Source organism: Paenibacillus sp. MAEPY2, from assembly GCF_000499205.1.
Lineage (GTDB): Bacteria > Bacillota > Bacilli > Paenibacillales > Paenibacillaceae > Paenibacillus > Paenibacillus vandeheii.
Window position 1 is genome coordinate 43183 of the sequence record NZ_AWUK01000040.1, and the last position, 18351, is coordinate 61533.

Genomic DNA, 18351 nt, shown 5'->3' on the forward strand with positions numbered 1-18351 from the left:
GGAGAACTCATGTCACTCATCGCTCTGAGTTTTACCATTATATTTGTAATGCTCACCATGCTCATCTCGGTCTGGCAGAAGCTTGATTTGGAGAAGGATATTGCCATAGGCACTGTTCGTTCCGCTGTACAGCTGTTGCTTGTCGGCTATGTACTTCAATTTATTTTTAACTCGGACCACCCTGCTCTGATTATTGCCATTGTCGGATTCATGATTACAGTAGCTTCAATTAATGCCGGCAAACGCGGAAAAGGCCTTCGCTGGATTTCCTTATATATTGCGGCTGCAATTACGGTTACAGAGCTGCTCATGATGGGGTTATTGTTAGGTCTGGGTATTGTGGAGCCTACTCCCCAGTACATTATTCCATTGAGCGGCATGACCATCGGTAATGCCATGGTGGTGTCCGGGCTGTTTCTGAACCAGATGAAACGCGAGGTCGAGTCCTCCAAAGGAGAGATTGAATCCCTGCTTGCACTGGGTGCAACGCCAAGACGTGCTTTTCAGGACGTGTTGAAACGTTCCGTGAAATCCAGCATGATACCCACGATTGATGGGATGAAAACGGTAGGACTCGTACAGCTTCCTGGCATGATGACAGGTATGATTATTGCGGGTGCCGATCCGGTTGAGGCCGTTCGTTACCAGATTCTGATCGTATTTGCTTTTACCAGCTCAGCCGCTATTACCAGCATCCTGCTCAGCCTGATGACATACCGACAGTGGTTCACATCGGATATGCGGTTGCGCTCGCTATGATACATCCAATCTGTCAGGAAAGGAGGTCACACCATGTTAATTCATTCGAGCAACAACCCTAACCCATGTACCGCCCACATGTTGACCCAACCGGATCAGCCAAACAGCGACAAAGAAGCCGTGACACGGACGGAAATGGATTCTTTTCTAAACGACTCGTTACTCGAACTGCATCAAGCAGAACGGATCACCGTAGATACGCATTGGCAATGGAGTCAGACCGAGCTCCCTCACCATACCTTTGTCTACATGCACAAATTTACGGGTAAACTGGTGGCGAACGATATCGAAACCCTTGTTGCCCGCAAATCCGCCTTCCTGTGTACGCCGGGAAGTTCTCTGGAGCTCTTCTCTGATGCTGACCATGAAATTGAACTGTATATCATTCATTTTGATCTGTTTCGGGTTGCCGAGAAAACGGAAGAACGGCGAATATATGAGCGAGAGCTTGGTTCACCTGTAACAGGGTGGATTCAAGGCCCTTACTATGGGATACAGCGAATTGCCGCACAATTAACAACCGAAGCTTCACAAAACAGCTTGAAAGTGCAGCTGCTCCTGACCGATCTGCTTCATATGCTCTGGCCGCAGGAAGGTCAGTCGGATGCGGAAGGACAGGACGAGCCTGAACAGTGGCTCAGATCAACCTTACAGTATATGCGCGAAAACTATATGAACGAAATCAAGCTGGAGAAGCTGGCCGAATTGGCCGGCATGCACCCGTCGTATTATTCACAGCTGTTCAAGAGCCGGATGCAGAAAAATCCTATCGAATATATCACTCATTTACGAATGAATCGGGCCAAGGAACTGCTCATGACTTCAGATCTGCGTATTCGTGATGTGGCCCGCCAGGTAGGCTATCGGGACGAATTCTATTTCAGCCGACGATTCAGGAACCATGCCGGTTATGCGCCAACTTCCTATGCCAAGCAGGTCCATCGAAATATCGTATCGCTCTCCTATCCATACACCGATCACCTGATGACGCTTGGCATCACACCATGTGCGGCTCAGATCCAGGGCCATCTGCCCCATGTTCCCAAATCGTTGACGCTGCCGTTCCATGCCTATGAACCCTGGGAACAGGGACGCCAGGCATTCCTTGATGTGAATCCCGATTTGATTCTAACCAAGGATAACGCAGCAGCTATAGCGATGGAACATATCGGAGATGTGGCTCCAATCATCACCATTCCTTGGAATCAGACAGACATCTTCGGTCATTTGCAGAAAATCGCCTCTATCGTGGATCGTACTCAAGCGGCGAAGGAGTGGCTTGATCAGTATGAGCGCAAGGCGGAGCGGGCTCGCAAAAAGATCAGGGAAACGGCAGGTCAGGTCACCGTCGCTGTCTGTACTTTAACTGCAAAAGGACCACGCATGTACAGCAATCGCAACTTCGGCCATGTATTTTACCGCAGCCTGCAACTGGCCGCTCCCGATCGGATTCAGAGAGAGTTGGCAGGCAAACCTGTCGGTGTAGGTTTCAACTGGATGTCCTTCACGCCTGGGGAATGGGATGGCCTGGAAGCAGATGTGCTCCTGATTGCAGTTACATCCATGCATGAACGGAGCGCCCTGCTGCAGCAGATTACTACAGATCCGTTGTGGAAAAACTATTCCGCAGTAAAAAACGGACGCGTGCATGTCATAGACTGGAATTCATGGGTGGTATACGCTCCCTATTCCATCAACATCCAGCTCGATGAAGCGCTCTCCATGTTGACGAACAAAGCCGCATTTCTGTAATCTAAAAAATGTCCATCTCTATAATCTTAATTTAAGCCATGTACGGGCCTGAATTAAGATTTTATAATGTTCACTAATTGATAATGATAATCAATAACAACAGCAAGGTGTTGTTGGTAACAAAGGAGTGACCCGCATTCAACATCCGGGACTGTCACAACGTCCGTCCAAATCACAAAAATCCGCAGTGACGGTGGGCTTGATGTTTTTGGCGGCTATTGCCGCGCTGCTGCTTAGTATGTTTGTCGCCATTTCTCTGGGGGCCAAGGGGTTAACACTGGAGACCGTATGGACTGCCATATTCCAGTACAACCCGGCTTTGACACCGCATCAGATTATTCACGAGCTGCGGCTGCCACGTGTTATTGCTGCTGCTGTCATTGGCGCCGCCTTTGCTGTGGCCGGAGCGCTCATGCAGGGGATTACACGCAATCCGCTGGCAGACACCGGCATATTGGGAATCAATGCAGGAGCTACCTTTGTCGTGGCTCTCAGCTTCGCTTTCTGGCCGGGATTACCTTATGGCTGGATCATGTTCCTGTCATTTGCAGGGGCTGTTCTGGGCACTCTGCTCATTTTCCTATTGGGCATGGCCGCTCCCGGAGGACTGACGTCGATAAGGCTTACCGTTGCGGGTGCCGTTATTGCAGCGATGTTAAGTTCGCTCAGCACTGGTGTAGCCATATATTTTGACCTGAGTCAGGATTTGGCCTTCTGGTATGCCGGTGGTTTCGGCGGTATTGAATGGCGGCATCTGAAGCTGATTCTGCCTGTGCTGCTGGTTGCCCTCGTGCTCACCATGCCCATGGCCCGTCGTGTCTCCCTTATGTCGCTCGGAGAAGAAGTTGCGATTAATCTCGGGATCAACCTCCGCTGGACCAGGCTGTTTGCCCTGACGGCGGTTGTAGTGCTGGCTGGCGTATCCGTATCTGCTGTAGGCTCAATCGGCTTCGTTGGATTAGTTATTCCACACATCTCTCGCAAATTGGTTGGCGTGGATTATCGACTTATCATTCCGATGTCCTCCCTGCTCGGAGCCGTCTTGCTAGTGCTTGCCGATCTGGGATCACGCATTGTGAATCCGCCTCAGGAACTGGCAGTAGGCATTATGGTCGCCTTTGTCGGTGTACCCTTCTTCCTCTATCTGGCCCGTAAAGAAAGGAGGGCCTTGTAGCGATGAACTCCAATACACCCTCACGAGGCAAACGTTCCATAGCGGTCAGTGTTACGCTGCTCTGCATCGCCTGTGCCGTCATCGTGATCAGCCTCAACACGGGAACGATTCGCCTGTCACCAATGGCCGTGCTTCACACCCTGCTAGGCAATGGTACGCCGGATGATCAGATTGTATTGTTTGACTATCGACTGCCACGCATTCTGGTTACTGTACTGGCTGGAGCAGGCCTCGGCGTCGCTGGTGCTGCGCTGCAAGGTATTACACGCAATCCACTTGCCGATCCAGGCATCCTTGGATTGCATGCAGGAGCGGCCTTTGGATTGATGGTATTTGTAAGCTTCGCCCATTCCATGAACGGCTCGGTTGCCTTGCTGATTCCGTTGTTTGCTTTTGCAGGCAGTGTCGCCGCGGCGCTAATTATCATGCTGCTATCCTATGATCGTCATAACGGAGTATCCCCCATTAAGCTGATTCTGGTGGGCATTGCCGTAGCGGCCGGATTCCATGCCTTGACGCTGTATTTGTCCCTCCGTTTGGATGAAGATACCTATTCCTTCGCCGCTCGCTGGCTGGCTGGCAGCGTCTGGGGCAGAGACTGGGTTCATGTCCAGGCTCTGCTTCCATGGATTGTACTCTGCATCTCGTACATATGGAGTCGCTCCAAAACGCTGGATGCCTTTAATCTGGGAGATGCTGCCGCGACCAGTATTGGTACACCCGTCCGATCCCAACGTGTTATTTTGCTATTGTGCACAGTGGCATTGTCTGCCGTCAGTGTGTCCATGGCCGGCGGGATTGGATTCATTGGTCTGGCGGCGCCTCATCTGGCCCGCAGACTGGTTGGCCCGATGCATCGCCATCTGATCCCAGCCGCCGGACTCATCGGTATGGTTATTCTGGTCGCTGCCGATACGGTTGGGCGAACGATCTTTCAGCCCAATTCCATTCCGGCAGGCGTCGTGGTCGCGGCGATAGGCGCACCTTACTTTTTATACCTACTGGTACGAACCAAGTAATAGCTTTACCGCAACAATCCAATGATTCCACCGTTATACCCAACATAAAAACGACATCCATGAGATGTTCAAGGAGATTGAGATTACCCATGTTAAAGAAAAACCTTATGCTCTTCATGAGCATCTGTCTGGTGCTTGTACTCGTAGCCTGCGGGAACGCCAATAATTCATCCTCTGCTTCGGAAGGTTCCACTACGGACACTTCGAACGCTTCACAGGACACCAATTCCGCTTCCGGAGACCAACGCATCGCATCCATGTCGATCCATCTGACCAATGACCTGCTGTCTCTCGGGATTACTCCGGTTGGTTCGGTAATCGGCGGGGAAGCCAAAGCCTTCCTGTCCCACGTTGCTGACCGTCTTCAAAATACTACACCGCTCGGTCCCGTTAAGGACCCGGACATGGAAGCTTTACTTGCCCTGAAACCGGATGTCATCTACCTGGACGAAGAATTTTCCGGTGATGATATCGCCAAATTCGAGAAAATTGCTCCTGTACACGTCTTCAATCTGGATGATGGCACGTGGCGCGACCACTTAAAAGACATTGGCAAACTCGTGAACCGTGAGAAGGAAGCCGAGCAATATATTCAGGATTATGCGACAGAAACGGATGAAGTGAAATCTCTAATCCATGACACCATTGGGGATGGCACCGTAATGGCTATCCGTGTTACTGCCAAAGAATTGCGTGTGTTCAGTACACGCCGTCCGATGGGACCGATTTTGTATGAGGATTTGGGCTTGACCCCAGCTAAAGGCATTGAGGAATTCGATTCGTCCAAACCCTATCAAGTTGTTTCACGTGAAATACTGCCGGACTTTGATGCAGATGCGATCTTCGTTGTGGTGAACTCGGATGATGAAGCTCAGAGCATGTTCAAAGAACTGCAAAACAATCCAATCTGGCAGGGACTTAAGGCTGTCAAAGCAGGCCATGTTTACCCGATCGGTGCTCAGCCTTGGCTGGATTATTCTTCAATCGGCAACAAAATGGCCATGGATGAAGCCAAAGAAATGTTCTCCAAGAAATAAAATAATCCTTACTCACAACCCATAATAAAACATCAAAAAACCTCTCTTTGTAGATTGGAACAGAGTCAACTACATGCTCTCTCCATCCGCTCAAAGCAGAGGTTTTTTTGTATCCAAAATTGTATCTCTGAAGGTAAAAGTCCGTCGGCATGGTCTAATCACAGGGTACAAACGACGATCTCAACATCCGTTTCGGCAAAAGCATCCTGGATAATGCCTCTCACCTTATCCCACTTCAACCTGTCCAGCCCGCAGCCAATTTGCGGCATTGCCAGTTTGTTGATCCCTTCTCTGGCACAAACGTCACGCATGGATTCCACCGCACGAGTAAAGGATTGATAGGTTGGTTTGTTCGAGAACTTGGCTTTGGTGACCAAATTCAGGGTCCGCCCTACTCGATAGCACTGTCCAATCTCTAGTGGCTCCTGCTGCGCCTGCTCCTGAAGAACCTCCAATCCAAATCGCTGCCGGAACTGCACAGCAATTCCTGCCCCCATGCGGGCATCCGCGGAAATGCAGTGTGCAAGCGTGTAATGATCATCCATGGCAAACAAATCCAGCTGTATCTCGCGAAACTTCATACCTGTCCTCTCCCACACACCTTTTGACTTTGTAAACTTCTCCAAATCACTCTCCAGCCAAACGATCCTCAAATGCTTTGAACGTTTTCTGTCCGGCTGTCCGGTCCAATACGGCAAATACGATGCGCTCAAAGGAATGCTTGAAGCCCTCTCTTACCAATACATCATGGAAATATTCCGCTACCTTTGCCGGATCATTCCTGAATACACCGCAGCCATATGCGCCTAATACAATAGTTTGATGCCCATGCAGCGCGGCCACGTCCAGAATATAGCGAATGCGCCCTTTCATGACGGACTCAATTAGCTGATCATCAGCATCTCCCCGCTCTCTCACCACTCCTGCATTTACAGCAGGCGCTGTGATGAATGCCGTCAGATTATATTTGTCGAGCAGCCGATCCTCATCATCACGGATCACCGGAACAGCAGGCGAATAGATCATGTAATCGGAGTACAAACAAGACCGCTGCTTGCGATTGTAATCATACATTTCGTTCATTTGGGCGATACACGGGTACAGTCCTGTAGCCCGAGCCAAGCTTTCCTCCTGTGCCTGGCTGCCTCCCAGGAAGCCGCCACCGGGGTTTTTCGCCGATGCAAAGTTCAGGCAAACAACATCTTTCCTTCCTTCATCCACAGAAAGGCGTGAAGCGGCCGCGAGTGTGGTCTCGCCCGTAACCTCGATGCGAAAGGCTGAAGCTTCCGCCGGAGCTTGCATTCGAATCATTTCTTCACTTCGCTTTTCTCGAAGAGCGATAAGCTCCGTAGGACGGTATAATACCGAATCCCGGATCGCTCGCTGTAAGTCCGCACCGATCTGAACCCGGCGATCATATCCGTTCACATATTCTCCTGCTTCCAAAATAACCAGTGTCTGATGGGCAATACGAGAACGTTTGGAGCGTGCATTCGTGCTGTTGACGCCTGTTGTTATATTGCGGTTGTTATTCTGAATATCGTTCTTATGTTGTTGGTCGTTCATCTTCATCACTTCCTATATTTTCTCTTAGACGGGTGAGAATCTCACCCAGCCAGTTGGTCCCCCGCCACGTTCTTCTATTGCGAATGCGCGGGTCTTCCTCCGCCAGCCCAACACCCCAGATGCGGTCATCCGGGCTTGCCTCTACAAGAGTCGTTCCTCGGGTGGCGAGCAGCGTGGTCAGTAGTTGTTTGTTTTGGGTGAATTTGGCTTCGTTGCCCTCATAGACAATACGTCTGCACTCCTCTTCCCATACAGTCTGGTCGAATCCTGCGACCTGCCTGCCCAGCTTTTTTTGTACAGATGCGGAGCTTGCTTTCAGGATCTTGTCTGCAATAATCTGATCGCCGAACAGCAGCGCTTTCTGGTGCATCATATATTGTTCTGCACTGGTGTAGTGAACGCCATTGACGGTAAAATCCACCGGGTGCCACTGTGAGAACGGAGACGCTGTACGCCAAAAAAATGTAAACTTCTCCATCGATATTCCCTCCTAACTTTATGGTGTCAATCTTTCCGGATTCAGTCTGTACAAACGTGATGGACGATGTCCTGCATTCCCCGTATACTCACCCGTTTCGATAACCCAATCGGCGATTTTGCGCCGGAAAGCGGCAGCCAGCAGTTTTTTGCCACTGATGATTTCGTATACTTTCTGGAGAGCAGTTAATGTGAATGTCTCTGGCATCAGATTAAAAGCAATAACCGTATATTCCACCTTGGCCCGCAGACGTTCCAGCGCGTAATGTATGATCTTCGCGTGATCAAAGGCAATTCCTTGAACCTCATTCATCGAAATATTGCTGTGGCGCACTCTGCCTTCCACTGTTTCCTTCGTCTCAATGACTGCCGACAATTCCTCTGTTCCATTGGTCAAAATCAACTGCACCCTGCGCTCCGTCACGCGTCCACGCTCATGGATATGACGTTTCTCCTCCAGCAGCCGCTGCTCCATCCGAAACCAGTCCGCTTCGCTGGCGTCGTCGCCAGCCTGAAGCTGCAGCTCGCTGCTGTCGACCAGCGCCATGTAAGAACAGCTGATTACACGCGTACGCGGATCACGATGCACATCCCCCCAGGTATAGAGCTGCTCCAGATAAATATCATCCAGTCCGGTTTCGGTAAAAAGTTCCCGTCTGGCGGCATCTTCCAGCGATTCCTGCATAGAGACAAATCCACCCGGAAGCGCCCACTGCCCCATATAGGGATGACCTCCCCGACGAATCAGCAGCAGCTGGAGCTCTGGCTCCGCGAGTTTGCGATAATTCTCCTGCGTTTCACTTCGTATTGTAAATACCAACATGTCCACGGTAACGGAAGGACGTTCGTATTCGCCTGCGTCATAGGTTTCAAGAAACTGTTGTTCGCTTATGTTCACGAGATTCTGATGATCTGATGAATTTTGATCCGAATTACCCGCATGTGTCATTTCGAAAGACCCCATTCTGTTATTAACAATTTGTTATTAACAATTAGATAATAACACTCTAACATATGCTTCTGACCCGCGTCAATATTTTCCATCCCTTCACAAACCCACATTATGTCTCGCTCTAACAAGCTTCTTCGGAATATCAAAAAGCACTTGACGATATGTCAAAGGAAACTTATCATTTAGTTAGTCGACTAATTAAAAGGATGGAAGCAGTTATGAAATCAGCTCGGAATGAACGTTTAATAGGCCAGTTATCGGAACTCGTCAAGCTACAGCGATACAAGGTTCATGAGAAGCTTGTCAACCACCCTGAGTTATATCCTGGACAACCGCCGCTGTTATTCCAGCTTGAACGGGAAGATGGTCAGACCCAGAAACAGTTGGCCGAACAGCTGCGCCGCGCCCCTGCAACGGTAACAGTTATGCTGAAACGCATGGAAAGCTCGGGGTTTGTACGGCGTGAAGCCGACCCTAAGGATCTGCGCAGTCTGCGTGTCTATCTGACCGATCAGGGCCGTGATGCGCTTAAGGAACTGAGAGAAGTATTCCAGGAGCTTGAACGCCAAGCACAGAAAGATTTTACACCTGAAGAATCGCAACTCATGTCGGCGCTCGCCCAGCGCATGGTTCAGAATCTGCAAGAATATTAAATGAGGTGCTTCTGTCTCATGAATAGTTGCAACATGATTATTTCACAACGAATGAGGTGATTTTTCCCATTGTGGACGTTAAAACGATTCCTTACCCCGTATAAGTCAGCGGCCATTCTTGCTCCGCTGCTCATGGTCCTTGAGGTTGCCATGGACCTGCTTCAACCCAAGCTGATGTCCAGCATTGTGGATGATGGTGTGCTTGCAGGGAACCTGTCCCACATCGTGACTACAGGTTTGTTTATGTTTCTTTTTGCGTTAATCGGATGGGTTGGCGGTGCAGGATGTACGCTGTTTTCAAGCAAAGCCGCCGTTGGATACGGCACCGATCTGCGCCAGGAATTGTTTGATCATATCCAGAAGTTCTCGTTCCGTAATCTGGATACCTTCCAGGAGGGCTCGCTGATCACCCGCCTGACGAGTGATATCACCCAGATGCAGACCTTTGTACAGATGCTTCTGCGCATGTTTATCCGTTCGCCGATGCTGATTATCGGCAGTATTATTATGGCGTTTACGATCAGTGTCAAACTGGCGTTAATTCTCATTTTGTCCGTGCCGATTCTGTTTATCATCTTATATATCCTGATTTCCGCTTCCTATCCGCTCTTCGCCAGCGTTCAGAACAAGCTCGACAAGGTGAACGCCGTTCTTCAGGAGAATCTTGCCGGCATTCGTGTCGTCAAGGCTTTTGCACGCGCACGTCAGGAGAAGAAGCGTTTCCAGCAAGCCAATGAGGATTACACTCATACGGCAGTGAAAGCATGGCGCATCGTATCGCTGAATGCACCGGTACTAAGCCTGATGCTGAATGCTACCATTGTAGCAGTGCTCTGGTTTGGGGGCTTTCAGGTGGTCGGAGGCGATATTGCTGCCGGGGATCTGATTGCTTTTATCAACTACGTGACCGTTGTACTCTCGTCCCTCACTTCAATCGGCATGATGATGATGAGCTTCTCCCGCGCCAAGGTATCTGCTGCACGGATCAATGAAGTGCTTCATACCCAGCCTGATATCCAATCCGGTCATGATGTGTCTCGTAAAGGAGCAGGTCAGGTGGAATTCAGAGACGTCTATTTCCGCTATGATGGGGAGCATACTCTATCTGGAATTACACTGACGGCTAAACCGGGAGAAAAAGTGGCCTTACTCGGCTCAACAGGCTCGGGCAAAACTTCACTTGTACAGCTGATCCCCCGCTTGTATGATGCCTCGCAGGGTGAAGTGCTTGTGAACGGAGTGAACGTGCGTAACTGGGATCTTCAGGATCTTCGCAGCCGTGCGTCCATCGTTTTACAAGAATCCATTCTGTTCAGTGGCAGTATTCGGGATAACATCTGCTTCGGCCGACCTGACGCAACGGAAGCTGAACTGCGTGCCGCAGCCCAAGCAGCGGCGGCTGATGATTTTATCATGAACCTGAAAGATGGATACGACACGGAACTTGGCCAGCGCGGTGTCAATCTCTCGGGTGGGCAGAAGCAGCGGATTTCTATTGCCCGCGCCCTGCTCATGCAACCGGAAGTTCTGATTCTGGACGATAGTACCAGTGCCGTCGATCTGCGTACGGAAGCGAGCATTCAGAAGGCGCTGCATTCCCTAATGAAAAACAGCACCACCTTCCTGATTGCACAACGGATATCTTCCGTAAAGGATGCAGACTGCATTTACGTGCTTGATGAAGGAGAAATCGCGGCAAGTGGTACACATGAGCATCTCATGGCCCATTCGTCACACTACCAATCCATCTATTATTCGCAGCAACGGAAGGAGGATGTTCAATTTGGCTAAAAATGCTTCTTCCTCCATCCATCAGACCGTTATTCCGCCGATCGGAAGACCTGGGCCACCCGGCCGAGGTCCGGTTCCCAAAGTAAGAGCCAAGAACGCCCGGCACGCCATCATTCGAGTATGGTCATACATGGGACGTCATCGCAAAGGGGTTATCTCGGCTCTGGTACTGACGGGTCTTGGAACGTTGCTTAATCTGGCAGGACCTTATCTGCTCGGCCGTGCGGTCAATGAACATATCGTCCCCAAAATGACGGATGGCCTGCTGAAAGACTGCATGCTATTGCTGACCGTATACGTGCTCGGCTCGCTCATGATGTGGGCTCAATCCTATGTCATGATCGGCGTATCCCAACTGACCGTGAAGGATCTGCGCCATGCTCTGTTTTCTAGGCTGCAGCAGCTGCCGATCCACTTTTTTGACAAAAATCAGAGCGGTGATCTGATGAGCCGGGCTACCAATGATATCGATAACGTGTCCACGACGCTGAATCAAAGTGTAACCCAGCTGATGTCCAGCGCCATCTTGCTGGTTGGCTCCCTGTCGATTATGTTTGCCCTGGATGTCCGACTGACTCTGCTCAGTCTGGTGACGGTTCCCCTGATTACGATCGCCACTCGGCTGATCGCTTCAAGAACACGCAAACATTTTACTGCACAACAGAAGCTGCTTGGTGAGCTTAATGGCTACGCTCAGGAGACCATTGCCGGACAAAAGGTGGTCGCAGCTTATAATCGTCAGGAGCAGGCGCATAAACATTTTCAGAACCTGAACGAGAAGCATCGCACTTCCAGTACCCAGGCTCAGAGCGTATCCGGTCTGGTAGGCCCAACGATGAATGTCATGAACAATATCGGTTTTGCCATACTGGCAGCGGTAGGTGGCTGGATGGCTTATCATGATCTGACGTCCATCGGGCTAATTGTAAGTTTTCTTGCCTACTCCCGCCAGATTGAGCGGCCCATCAATGATCTGGCGAACCAGTATAACCTGATTCAGGCAGCCATTGCAGGTGCTGAACGTGTATTCCATATTATGGATACACCAAGTGAATACGTGGAAGAACAGAAGAAACAGCTGGAGCAGATTCAAGGTAAAGTGGTATTTGAGGAGGTATCCTTTGGGTATAGCCCTGAGAGAGAAATTCTCAAAAAGGTCAGCTTTACCGCGAAGCCAGGCGAGATGATTGCACTTGTTGGACCGACTGGTGCGGGTAAAACGACCATTATCAACCTGCTGCCTCGTTTTTATGAGATTACGGGCGGGCGAATTACCATTGATGGCTGCGACATCTCGGAACTTGAGAAAGATCAGCTTCGGCGCGAACTTGGTATTGTGTTACAGGATGCTTATCTATTCTCCGGAACCATTCGTGACAATATTGCCTACGGCAAACCGGATGCAACGGACGAACAGATTCAGCAAGCGGCGAAGCTAGCCAATGCCCACTCCTTCATCCGCAAATTATCGCAGGGTTACGACACCCCGATCATTTCCAGTGGGAGCAATCTGAGTCAGGGACAGCGGCAACTGTTAACCATCGCTCGTGCCATTCTCGCTGATCCTGCCATTCTTATTCTGGATGAAGCGACCAGCAGTATCGATACGCGCACCGAAATGCAGATTCAGGAAGCGATGCGAACCTTGATGAAGGATCGCACCAGCTTCGTCATCGCCCACAGGCTAAGCACGATCCGTGAAGCCGATCAGATTCTCGTCATCGATGACGGCAAGATCGCCGAACGAGGCAGTCATGATGAGTTGATGCAGCAGCAAGGTTTCTATTATCATTTGCATCAGGGACAACAAAATTAACGCACCTTTCCCTTGAAGACAAGACGAAAACGCCGCATTAGGTTCCGTTTTATTCCGGACCTTTGCGGCGTTTCCATTTTATCGCTTCATTCGCACAATTCCGCGTGTAGATTTATTTAGAAAACTCAATGTGTGTTCTTTAAATTCAGAAGGAGGTAAGTTGTTTATTTCTTCAATAGATTGATCGAGAGTTCGCTTTTGGCGAAATAAAATGGTATTAATCTTTTTTATCGTGCTTATTTCTTCATTTGAAAATCCATTTCTTCTTAGACCAACGATATTAATACCATGTATGTACGAACGCGGACCATCTGCTAAAGAATATGGAATAATATCTTGTGAAACTTTACTTCCCGCTCCAATCATTGCAAACCTTCCTATGTTACATGATTGGTGCACACCAGAACCACAACCAAATGTGATATAGTCTTCAATATTAACATGTCCGCCAATTTGCACATTATTGACGATGACGTTATGGTCTCCCATCAATACATCATGTGCGATATGAGCATAATTCATAATAAAGTTGTTACTACCTACTCTCGTGAAACAATCTCCTTTATGTGTGCCTTTACATATGGTGACATACTCTCTCACGGTATTATTATCTCCAATAATGAGATATGATTCTTCGCCTTGGTAACTTTTATCTTGTGGGACTGAACCGATAATGGCACCATGTGAAATATAGTTATTCTCCCCCAATATCGTGTTAGCTCCTATGATTACGTGACTTCCAATCCTACACCCGCTACCTATTTTCGAATTTTCTTCAATGATACTGAAAGGTCCGACTTCGACATTGTTCCCAGTTACTGCCGTAGGATGAATAATGGCTGAGTGATGTATCATTTAGCACCTTCCTTTGTTTTGGAAAGTTCATCGAGCTTCTCATTTAGTTTTTTTATCATTTTCGGTAGTCTGGAAAGTGCAGCGGATTCTCTTAGTTGTCTCTTATGTGAACGAGCTGTATATCCCGACACCGTTGAGTTCTCGGGCATGTTTTTAGTAACCATGGTTTTAGCTAAAACCACGCAGCTGTCTCCAATGGTAATATTATTAATAACCGCACTTCCACCAGCCAATATGACTCGATTACCAATCTTCGATGAGCCCCCAATTGCACTTGTACCTGCGATAATACAGTGCTCACCAATTTGAACATTATGGCCAATTTGAATAAGGTTGTCCATTTTGGTCCCTTTACCAATGGTTGTTGAATCAATCGTTCCACGATCAATAGTCGTGTTTGCACCAATTTCAACATCATCAAAAATAATGACATTTCCAATATGGGGGATTTTCACTTGTTTTTGCCCATCCCATTCAAAACCAAATCCGTCAGCACCAATCACTGCGCCTGAGTGAATGATGACGTTATCTCCAATGAAAGTATCATGTAACACAGTGACATTAGGGTGTATCAAGCAATTCGTTCCAATGGTCACATTTTTACCAATAAATGAATGCGCGGAAACGATAGTATGATCCCCAATAGAAACATCTTCTTTAATTACCGCGAAATCGTCAATCTGCACATTGTAGCCTAACGTTACCGAAGGCTCAATTGTTTCTGATGATACTACACCACTACTCTTGGTTTTTTCACTAAACATTTCAATTAAGCGAATAAAATCGAGTCGGGGATTTTTCACCTTAATAACAGGTACTTTAAATTCTATTATTGTTGTTTCTGGCACAATGAAAGCTGAGGCATTACATTGATCTAATTTATTTAGATTTTTATCCGTAACAAAAGCAATTTCTCCCTCTTTAGCAGCATTAATTGAACCTACGCCTGTTATAACGACATTGCCATCACCTATTAAAATCCCATTTAACTGTTCAGAGATTTCATTCAAATTACATGGCATAATGGTCTCCTTTTGTATTTAGATTAGATTATTTAATAATTCTTGAGCAAAAAGAGTGTTCAAAGAATGAGACGTTCCCGATCCTATGATTTTTGCATGAAAAGGTGGATTCAAAGCTAAATCGCCAATAAGATCCAGCAGCTTGTGACGAGACAATTCATCAGGAAAACGTAAATTGGGATAAATTTTCTTTTCACCAATAACTATTCCATGCTCTAAAGAAGCTCCTTGAATTAAACCTTTGCTTTTTAAGTACATTATTTCTTCTTCAAAACAAAATGTCCTAGCTGGCGCAATATCAGTTAAGTAATCGTTTTCTATAAAATTAAAATTGGATGTCTGATCCGAGAGGTAGGCAATTTCATGTTCATTTTTAAAACACACGCAATAGGAGACCATAGAGGAGGGATGAGCTTCAAGAAAAGAATTACCGTGCTCAACTCTAACTTTTTGTTGTAAATGAAGGTAGTTTTTTTTGACTTCTTGCTGCAGATGGCCAACTTCTGAAATCTTGGTTGCAATCTCGGTAGAGCTGCCATCAAAAATGGGTAATTCTTCACCATTAACATCAATAATCACGTTATCGATGCCCATCCCTCGAACAGCAGACAGTGTATGTTCAACCATAGATACAGTGTATCCATGCATGTTTTTAAGCTGTGTGCAACGTTCCGTATTGGATACATTATCGATTTTAGCTTGAATAATTTCATATGGATCTACATCAACTCTTCTAAAAACAATACCTGTGTTTGGTTGTGCAGAATGCAGAGTTATCTTTGACAAATTCCCACTATGTATAGCAATGCCGTCCAATGTAAAGCTACTACGAATCGTTTTTTGGTACATAGCATCCCCTCCGTTTTAATTGAATATTATTCTACTGAACTATTGCAACAGCCCACCCAGTTTATCGTGTAACTCATTAAACAGCCCTTCCCCCTTTGACATAATTCTCACATCGGATCCTATTTACATGTATTATATCGATTAAGATTAGCTGATGTTGTCGATATTTGGAGGATCTTCAAATTCACATGAATGTATAATTTTATAATAAAAGTAGGACAAACCGTTTATGGAGTATAAAGGACTCCAGTTGAAGTACGGATTTACAAAGAGCATATCTTGTGTAAGTCGCAGTTTGGATAACCGGCGGTCTGTCTCCGAACGAATACAGAAGAGCGAAGAGCAGCATAACAAGAAACCTTAGCACGTCATTGAGCTAAGGTTTCTAAACGAACCATTTTTTTGTTTTTTAACTGTCTACTTGACGGGGAGCAGTTCAGTTGGAATTATGCCCCAATAGGTAAATGAAGGGTGAATGTAGAGCCAATCCCCATTTCACTATGAACGGTGATTTTGCCATGATGGTCCAGAGCGATTTTCTGACAGAGTGCCAGTCCAAGTCCTGTACCTTCTTCCTTGGTTGTATAGAATGGATTAAAGATCGTGGCCAAAGAGTTCTCCGGAATGCCGCTGCCCGTATCGCTAATCGAGATAAGCGCCTTATCTCCATCATGCAACAGATCAATATGCACCTCACCCGGGTCTGTCATCGCTTCAAAAGCATTACGGATCAGGTTGATCAGGACCTGTACGATCTTGTCCCGATCCATGTTGACCACGACTGGCTCACCGGTCATTTCAAGTGTGATTCGATGGCCCCGTGATGCTGCATCCGACTCAGTTAACGACATGACTCGTTCGAGACAATGCCCCACTCGTTCAGGTTTCATGTGATTGGTATGTGGTTTGGAAAACTGCAAAAACTCAGCAGTCAGTTCCGTAACCCGTGTGATCTCCCCCATAATGACTTCATACCAAGGAGCGATATTGAAGGCCTGCCCCCGTGACAACTGCAGGAATCCGCGAATGGCCGTCAGCGGGTTGCGAATTTCGTGAGCCATGCCAGCGGCCAGTTCACCAACAGCCCGGAGTCTTTCGGAACGGAAGACCTCCTCTTCGTTTTTCAACCATTTATTGCGCTGATGCTGGAATAAACTGTCCTCCGCCACCGTAATAAAGTGCTGCAGCGTCTCGGACATTCCCGGATAGAGGGAAATACTGTAGTTTACCTGCAGCCCCCGCAAATCCCCTGACAGGAGTGACGTCACGCGTTCTTCAATGTCCTGTGTCTCAGGCAAAATGACTGCATAGCGATCTCCTGCATAGCGGGATATACCGTACGAATCCGAAAATTGTTTTGTAATGCTCTCGCCCGTATTTCTGATTACGCTGCACCAGTTGTCTTCGACATCTTTGTCAAACCCGTTGAGATTCTGAATATTCAAAATTATCAGCAAAAAGGAGCGGTGCTCCTCCACCGTTTTATTAAGGGCATCCATGTATCCTTCGTAATTCAGTAGCCCGGTGAGTGGGTCATGGAGGGTCAGAAAATCATTTTTCTCTCGAAGTCTGCGCTTCTCTGCCTCGATGTTAATTAAGGTATGATACAAAAATATAATGACTATCGCAGTTAACATGTCAAACAGGGATACCAGCAAATTATATGTATCTATCGGTACATAGGTGAGCCGAATCACTGTATATTCGAGCACAAGCAGCATCGAAATGGGCAAAGTCTGGGCAACGCGTTGTTTATCCTGAATCATCGACATGATCAGCAGATAGTACAGCATATTGCACCAGTTCAATGCACTGAAATAGTGGAATATCCCAAGAAAGACCCAGTGGACGTTACGCAGTGCAGGATAACGTTTCTCCCCATATATACTTGCTACAAATAACACACCAGCACATATCATTAACGCGAGATGGGAAGTAAGCCCTAGAAAATAAGAGGACAGCATTACAAGCAGACATCCTAGCGGGAAAATAACCATTTTCATCGTGTAACTCAGCAAACAGCCACGCCCCCTTTGACATAATTCTCGCATCCGGATTCTATTTACATGTATTATATCGATTATGATTAGCTGATGTTGTCGATATTTGGAGGCTCGTCAAATTCACATGAATGTATAAATTTATAATTAATTTAGGACAAACGGTTTATAGGAAAACGGAGAATGCGAAACTATTTTACATCACATTGCCCAACACTATGTTACAATACATTAATGGGTTTATTTAGGATATCGCACTAGTTATGGAGGGATTGAATGATACAACAAAGAAAACCGATGGGTATCGGGACAGTTTCTTTGCTTCTACTTGTTCTGGGCTTTGCTTTTAATTATGGTTGGGGAGAACAGAATTTCAGTTTTGGTTATTACCTGTTTGAACAACTGAACTTGCCTATTTATAGTGGCGGAGATCAGGGGCTTCACTTCCCCTTTGTAGCTGCGGCAATCTTCTGGATACCTGCTGTGATTATCGCTAGCAAGTATCGGTCGCACTATGGTACAAGGGTAGCCTTTAACGTAGCCGGGTTTATGCTGCTCCTCTGCTTCGTTGGTCCTGTGGTTGATATTGTGGACAGGTTTGTAAATTCATAAAATAAAGAAGCCAGCAC

Annotated in this window: 17 protein-coding genes; 9 read left to right on the forward strand and 8 right to left on the reverse strand. The window is 47.4% G+C overall.

What is annotated here, in order from left to right; all coding sequences use genetic code 11:
- Window positions 1–9: 9 nt before the first annotated feature.
- From P364_RS0128685 to P364_RS0128705, 5 genes are all read left to right on the forward strand, one after another.
- Entirely contained in the window at window positions 10–759 is a 750-nt protein-coding gene (locus tag P364_RS0128685) for an ABC transporter permease (RefSeq protein ID WP_024633472.1), read from the forward strand.
- A gap of 33 nt (window positions 760–792) precedes the next feature.
- Window positions 793–2511, forward strand: coding sequence for a helix-turn-helix domain-containing protein (locus tag P364_RS0128690; protein WP_024633473.1), 1719 nt, complete (start codon window positions 793–795; stop codon window positions 2509–2511).
- A gap of 202 nt (window positions 2512–2713) precedes the next feature.
- On the forward strand, window positions 2714–3685 hold the full coding sequence (locus P364_RS0128695) for a FecCD family ABC transporter permease (protein ID WP_052016823.1): 972 nt from the start codon (window positions 2714–2716) through the stop codon (window positions 3683–3685).
- A gap of 2 nt (window positions 3686–3687) precedes the next feature.
- On the forward strand, window positions 3688–4704 hold the full coding sequence (locus P364_RS0128700; protein WP_024633475.1) for a FecCD family ABC transporter permease: 1017 nt from the start codon (window positions 3688–3690) through the stop codon (window positions 4702–4704).
- Between the two features lie 89 nt (window positions 4705–4793).
- Entirely contained in the window at window positions 4794–5741 is a 948-nt protein-coding gene (locus P364_RS0128705) for an iron-hydroxamate ABC transporter substrate-binding protein (protein WP_024633476.1), read from the forward strand.
- A gap of 158 nt (window positions 5742–5899) precedes the next feature.
- Here P364_RS0128705 and P364_RS0128710 read toward each other — a convergent pair whose 3' ends face one another.
- From P364_RS0128710 to P364_RS0128725, 4 genes are read right to left on the reverse strand one after another with little or no spacing between them, the layout of a single operon-like run.
- Window positions 5900–6322, reverse strand: coding sequence for a macro domain-containing protein (locus P364_RS0128710; protein ID WP_024633477.1), 423 nt, complete (start codon window positions 6320–6322; stop codon window positions 5900–5902).
- A gap of 46 nt (window positions 6323–6368) precedes the next feature.
- Window positions 6369–7307, reverse strand: a complete 939-nt coding sequence (locus tag P364_RS0128715; RefSeq protein ID WP_052016820.1) for a TIGR02452 family protein — start codon at window positions 7305–7307, stop codon at window positions 6369–6371.
- Window positions 7288–7785 carry an NADAR family protein gene (locus P364_RS0128720; protein WP_024633479.1) on the reverse strand — a complete coding sequence of 166 codons (498 nt, stop codon included), beginning with the start codon at window positions 7783–7785 and terminating at the stop codon, window positions 7288–7290. Before P364_RS0128720 ends, P364_RS0128715 begins: the two co-directional genes overlap by 20 nt.
- Window positions 7786–7803: 18 nt before the next feature.
- Entirely contained in the window at window positions 7804–8733 is a 930-nt protein-coding gene (locus P364_RS0128725) for an NUDIX domain-containing protein (protein ID WP_024633480.1), read from the reverse strand.
- Between the two features lie 221 nt (window positions 8734–8954).
- Here P364_RS0128725 and P364_RS0128730 point away from each other — a divergent pair, with 221 nt between their 5' ends.
- The 3 genes from P364_RS0128730 to P364_RS0128740 all read left to right on the forward strand — a co-directional run bounded on the left by P364_RS0128730 (window position 8955) and on the right by P364_RS0128740 (window position 12996).
- Window positions 8955–9389, forward strand: a complete 435-nt coding sequence (locus tag P364_RS0128730; RefSeq protein ID WP_024633481.1) for a MarR family winged helix-turn-helix transcriptional regulator — start codon at window positions 8955–8957, stop codon at window positions 9387–9389.
- 69 nt (window positions 9390–9458) lie between these two features.
- Window positions 9459–11180 carry an ABC transporter ATP-binding protein gene (locus tag P364_RS0128735; protein ID WP_024633482.1) on the forward strand — a complete coding sequence of 574 codons (1722 nt, stop codon included), beginning with the start codon at window positions 9459–9461 and terminating at the stop codon, window positions 11178–11180.
- A complete protein-coding gene (locus P364_RS0128740; protein ID WP_173405255.1) occupies window positions 11164–12996 on the forward strand; it encodes an ABC transporter ATP-binding protein in 1833 nt (610 codons plus the stop codon). Before P364_RS0128735 ends, P364_RS0128740 begins: the two co-directional genes overlap by 17 nt.
- Before the next feature lie 78 nt (window positions 12997–13074).
- Here the strand turns inward: P364_RS0128740 and lpxA are convergent, their stop codons facing one another.
- From lpxA to P364_RS0128760, 4 genes are all read right to left on the reverse strand, one after another.
- Window positions 13075–13851: an acyl-ACP--UDP-N-acetylglucosamine O-acyltransferase gene (gene lpxA / locus P364_RS0128745; RefSeq protein WP_024633484.1), complete on the reverse strand. Its 777-nt coding sequence runs from the start codon at window positions 13849–13851 to the stop codon at window positions 13075–13077.
- Window positions 13848–14873 carry a UDP-3-O-(3-hydroxymyristoyl)glucosamine N-acyltransferase gene (gene lpxD, locus P364_RS0128750; protein WP_024633485.1) on the reverse strand — a complete coding sequence of 342 codons (1026 nt, stop codon included), beginning with the start codon at window positions 14871–14873 and terminating at the stop codon, window positions 13848–13850. The genes lpxA and lpxD overlap by 4 nt, the downstream gene beginning before the upstream one ends.
- A gap of 18 nt (window positions 14874–14891) precedes the next feature.
- Entirely contained in the window at window positions 14892–15722 is an 831-nt protein-coding gene (gene lpxC / locus P364_RS0128755) for a UDP-3-O-acyl-N-acetylglucosamine deacetylase (protein ID WP_024633486.1), read from the reverse strand.
- A 446-nt stretch (window positions 15723–16168) separates the two neighbouring features.
- Window positions 16169–17740, reverse strand: coding sequence for an ATP-binding protein (locus P364_RS0128760; RefSeq protein ID WP_236642233.1), 1572 nt, complete (start codon window positions 17738–17740; stop codon window positions 16169–16171).
- A gap of 258 nt (window positions 17741–17998) precedes the next feature.
- Here P364_RS0128760 and P364_RS0128765 point away from each other — a divergent pair, with 258 nt between their 5' ends.
- A complete protein-coding gene (locus P364_RS0128765; protein ID WP_024633488.1) occupies window positions 17999–18334 on the forward strand; it encodes a hypothetical protein in 336 nt (111 codons plus the stop codon).
- Window positions 18335–18351 lie beyond the last annotated feature (17 nt).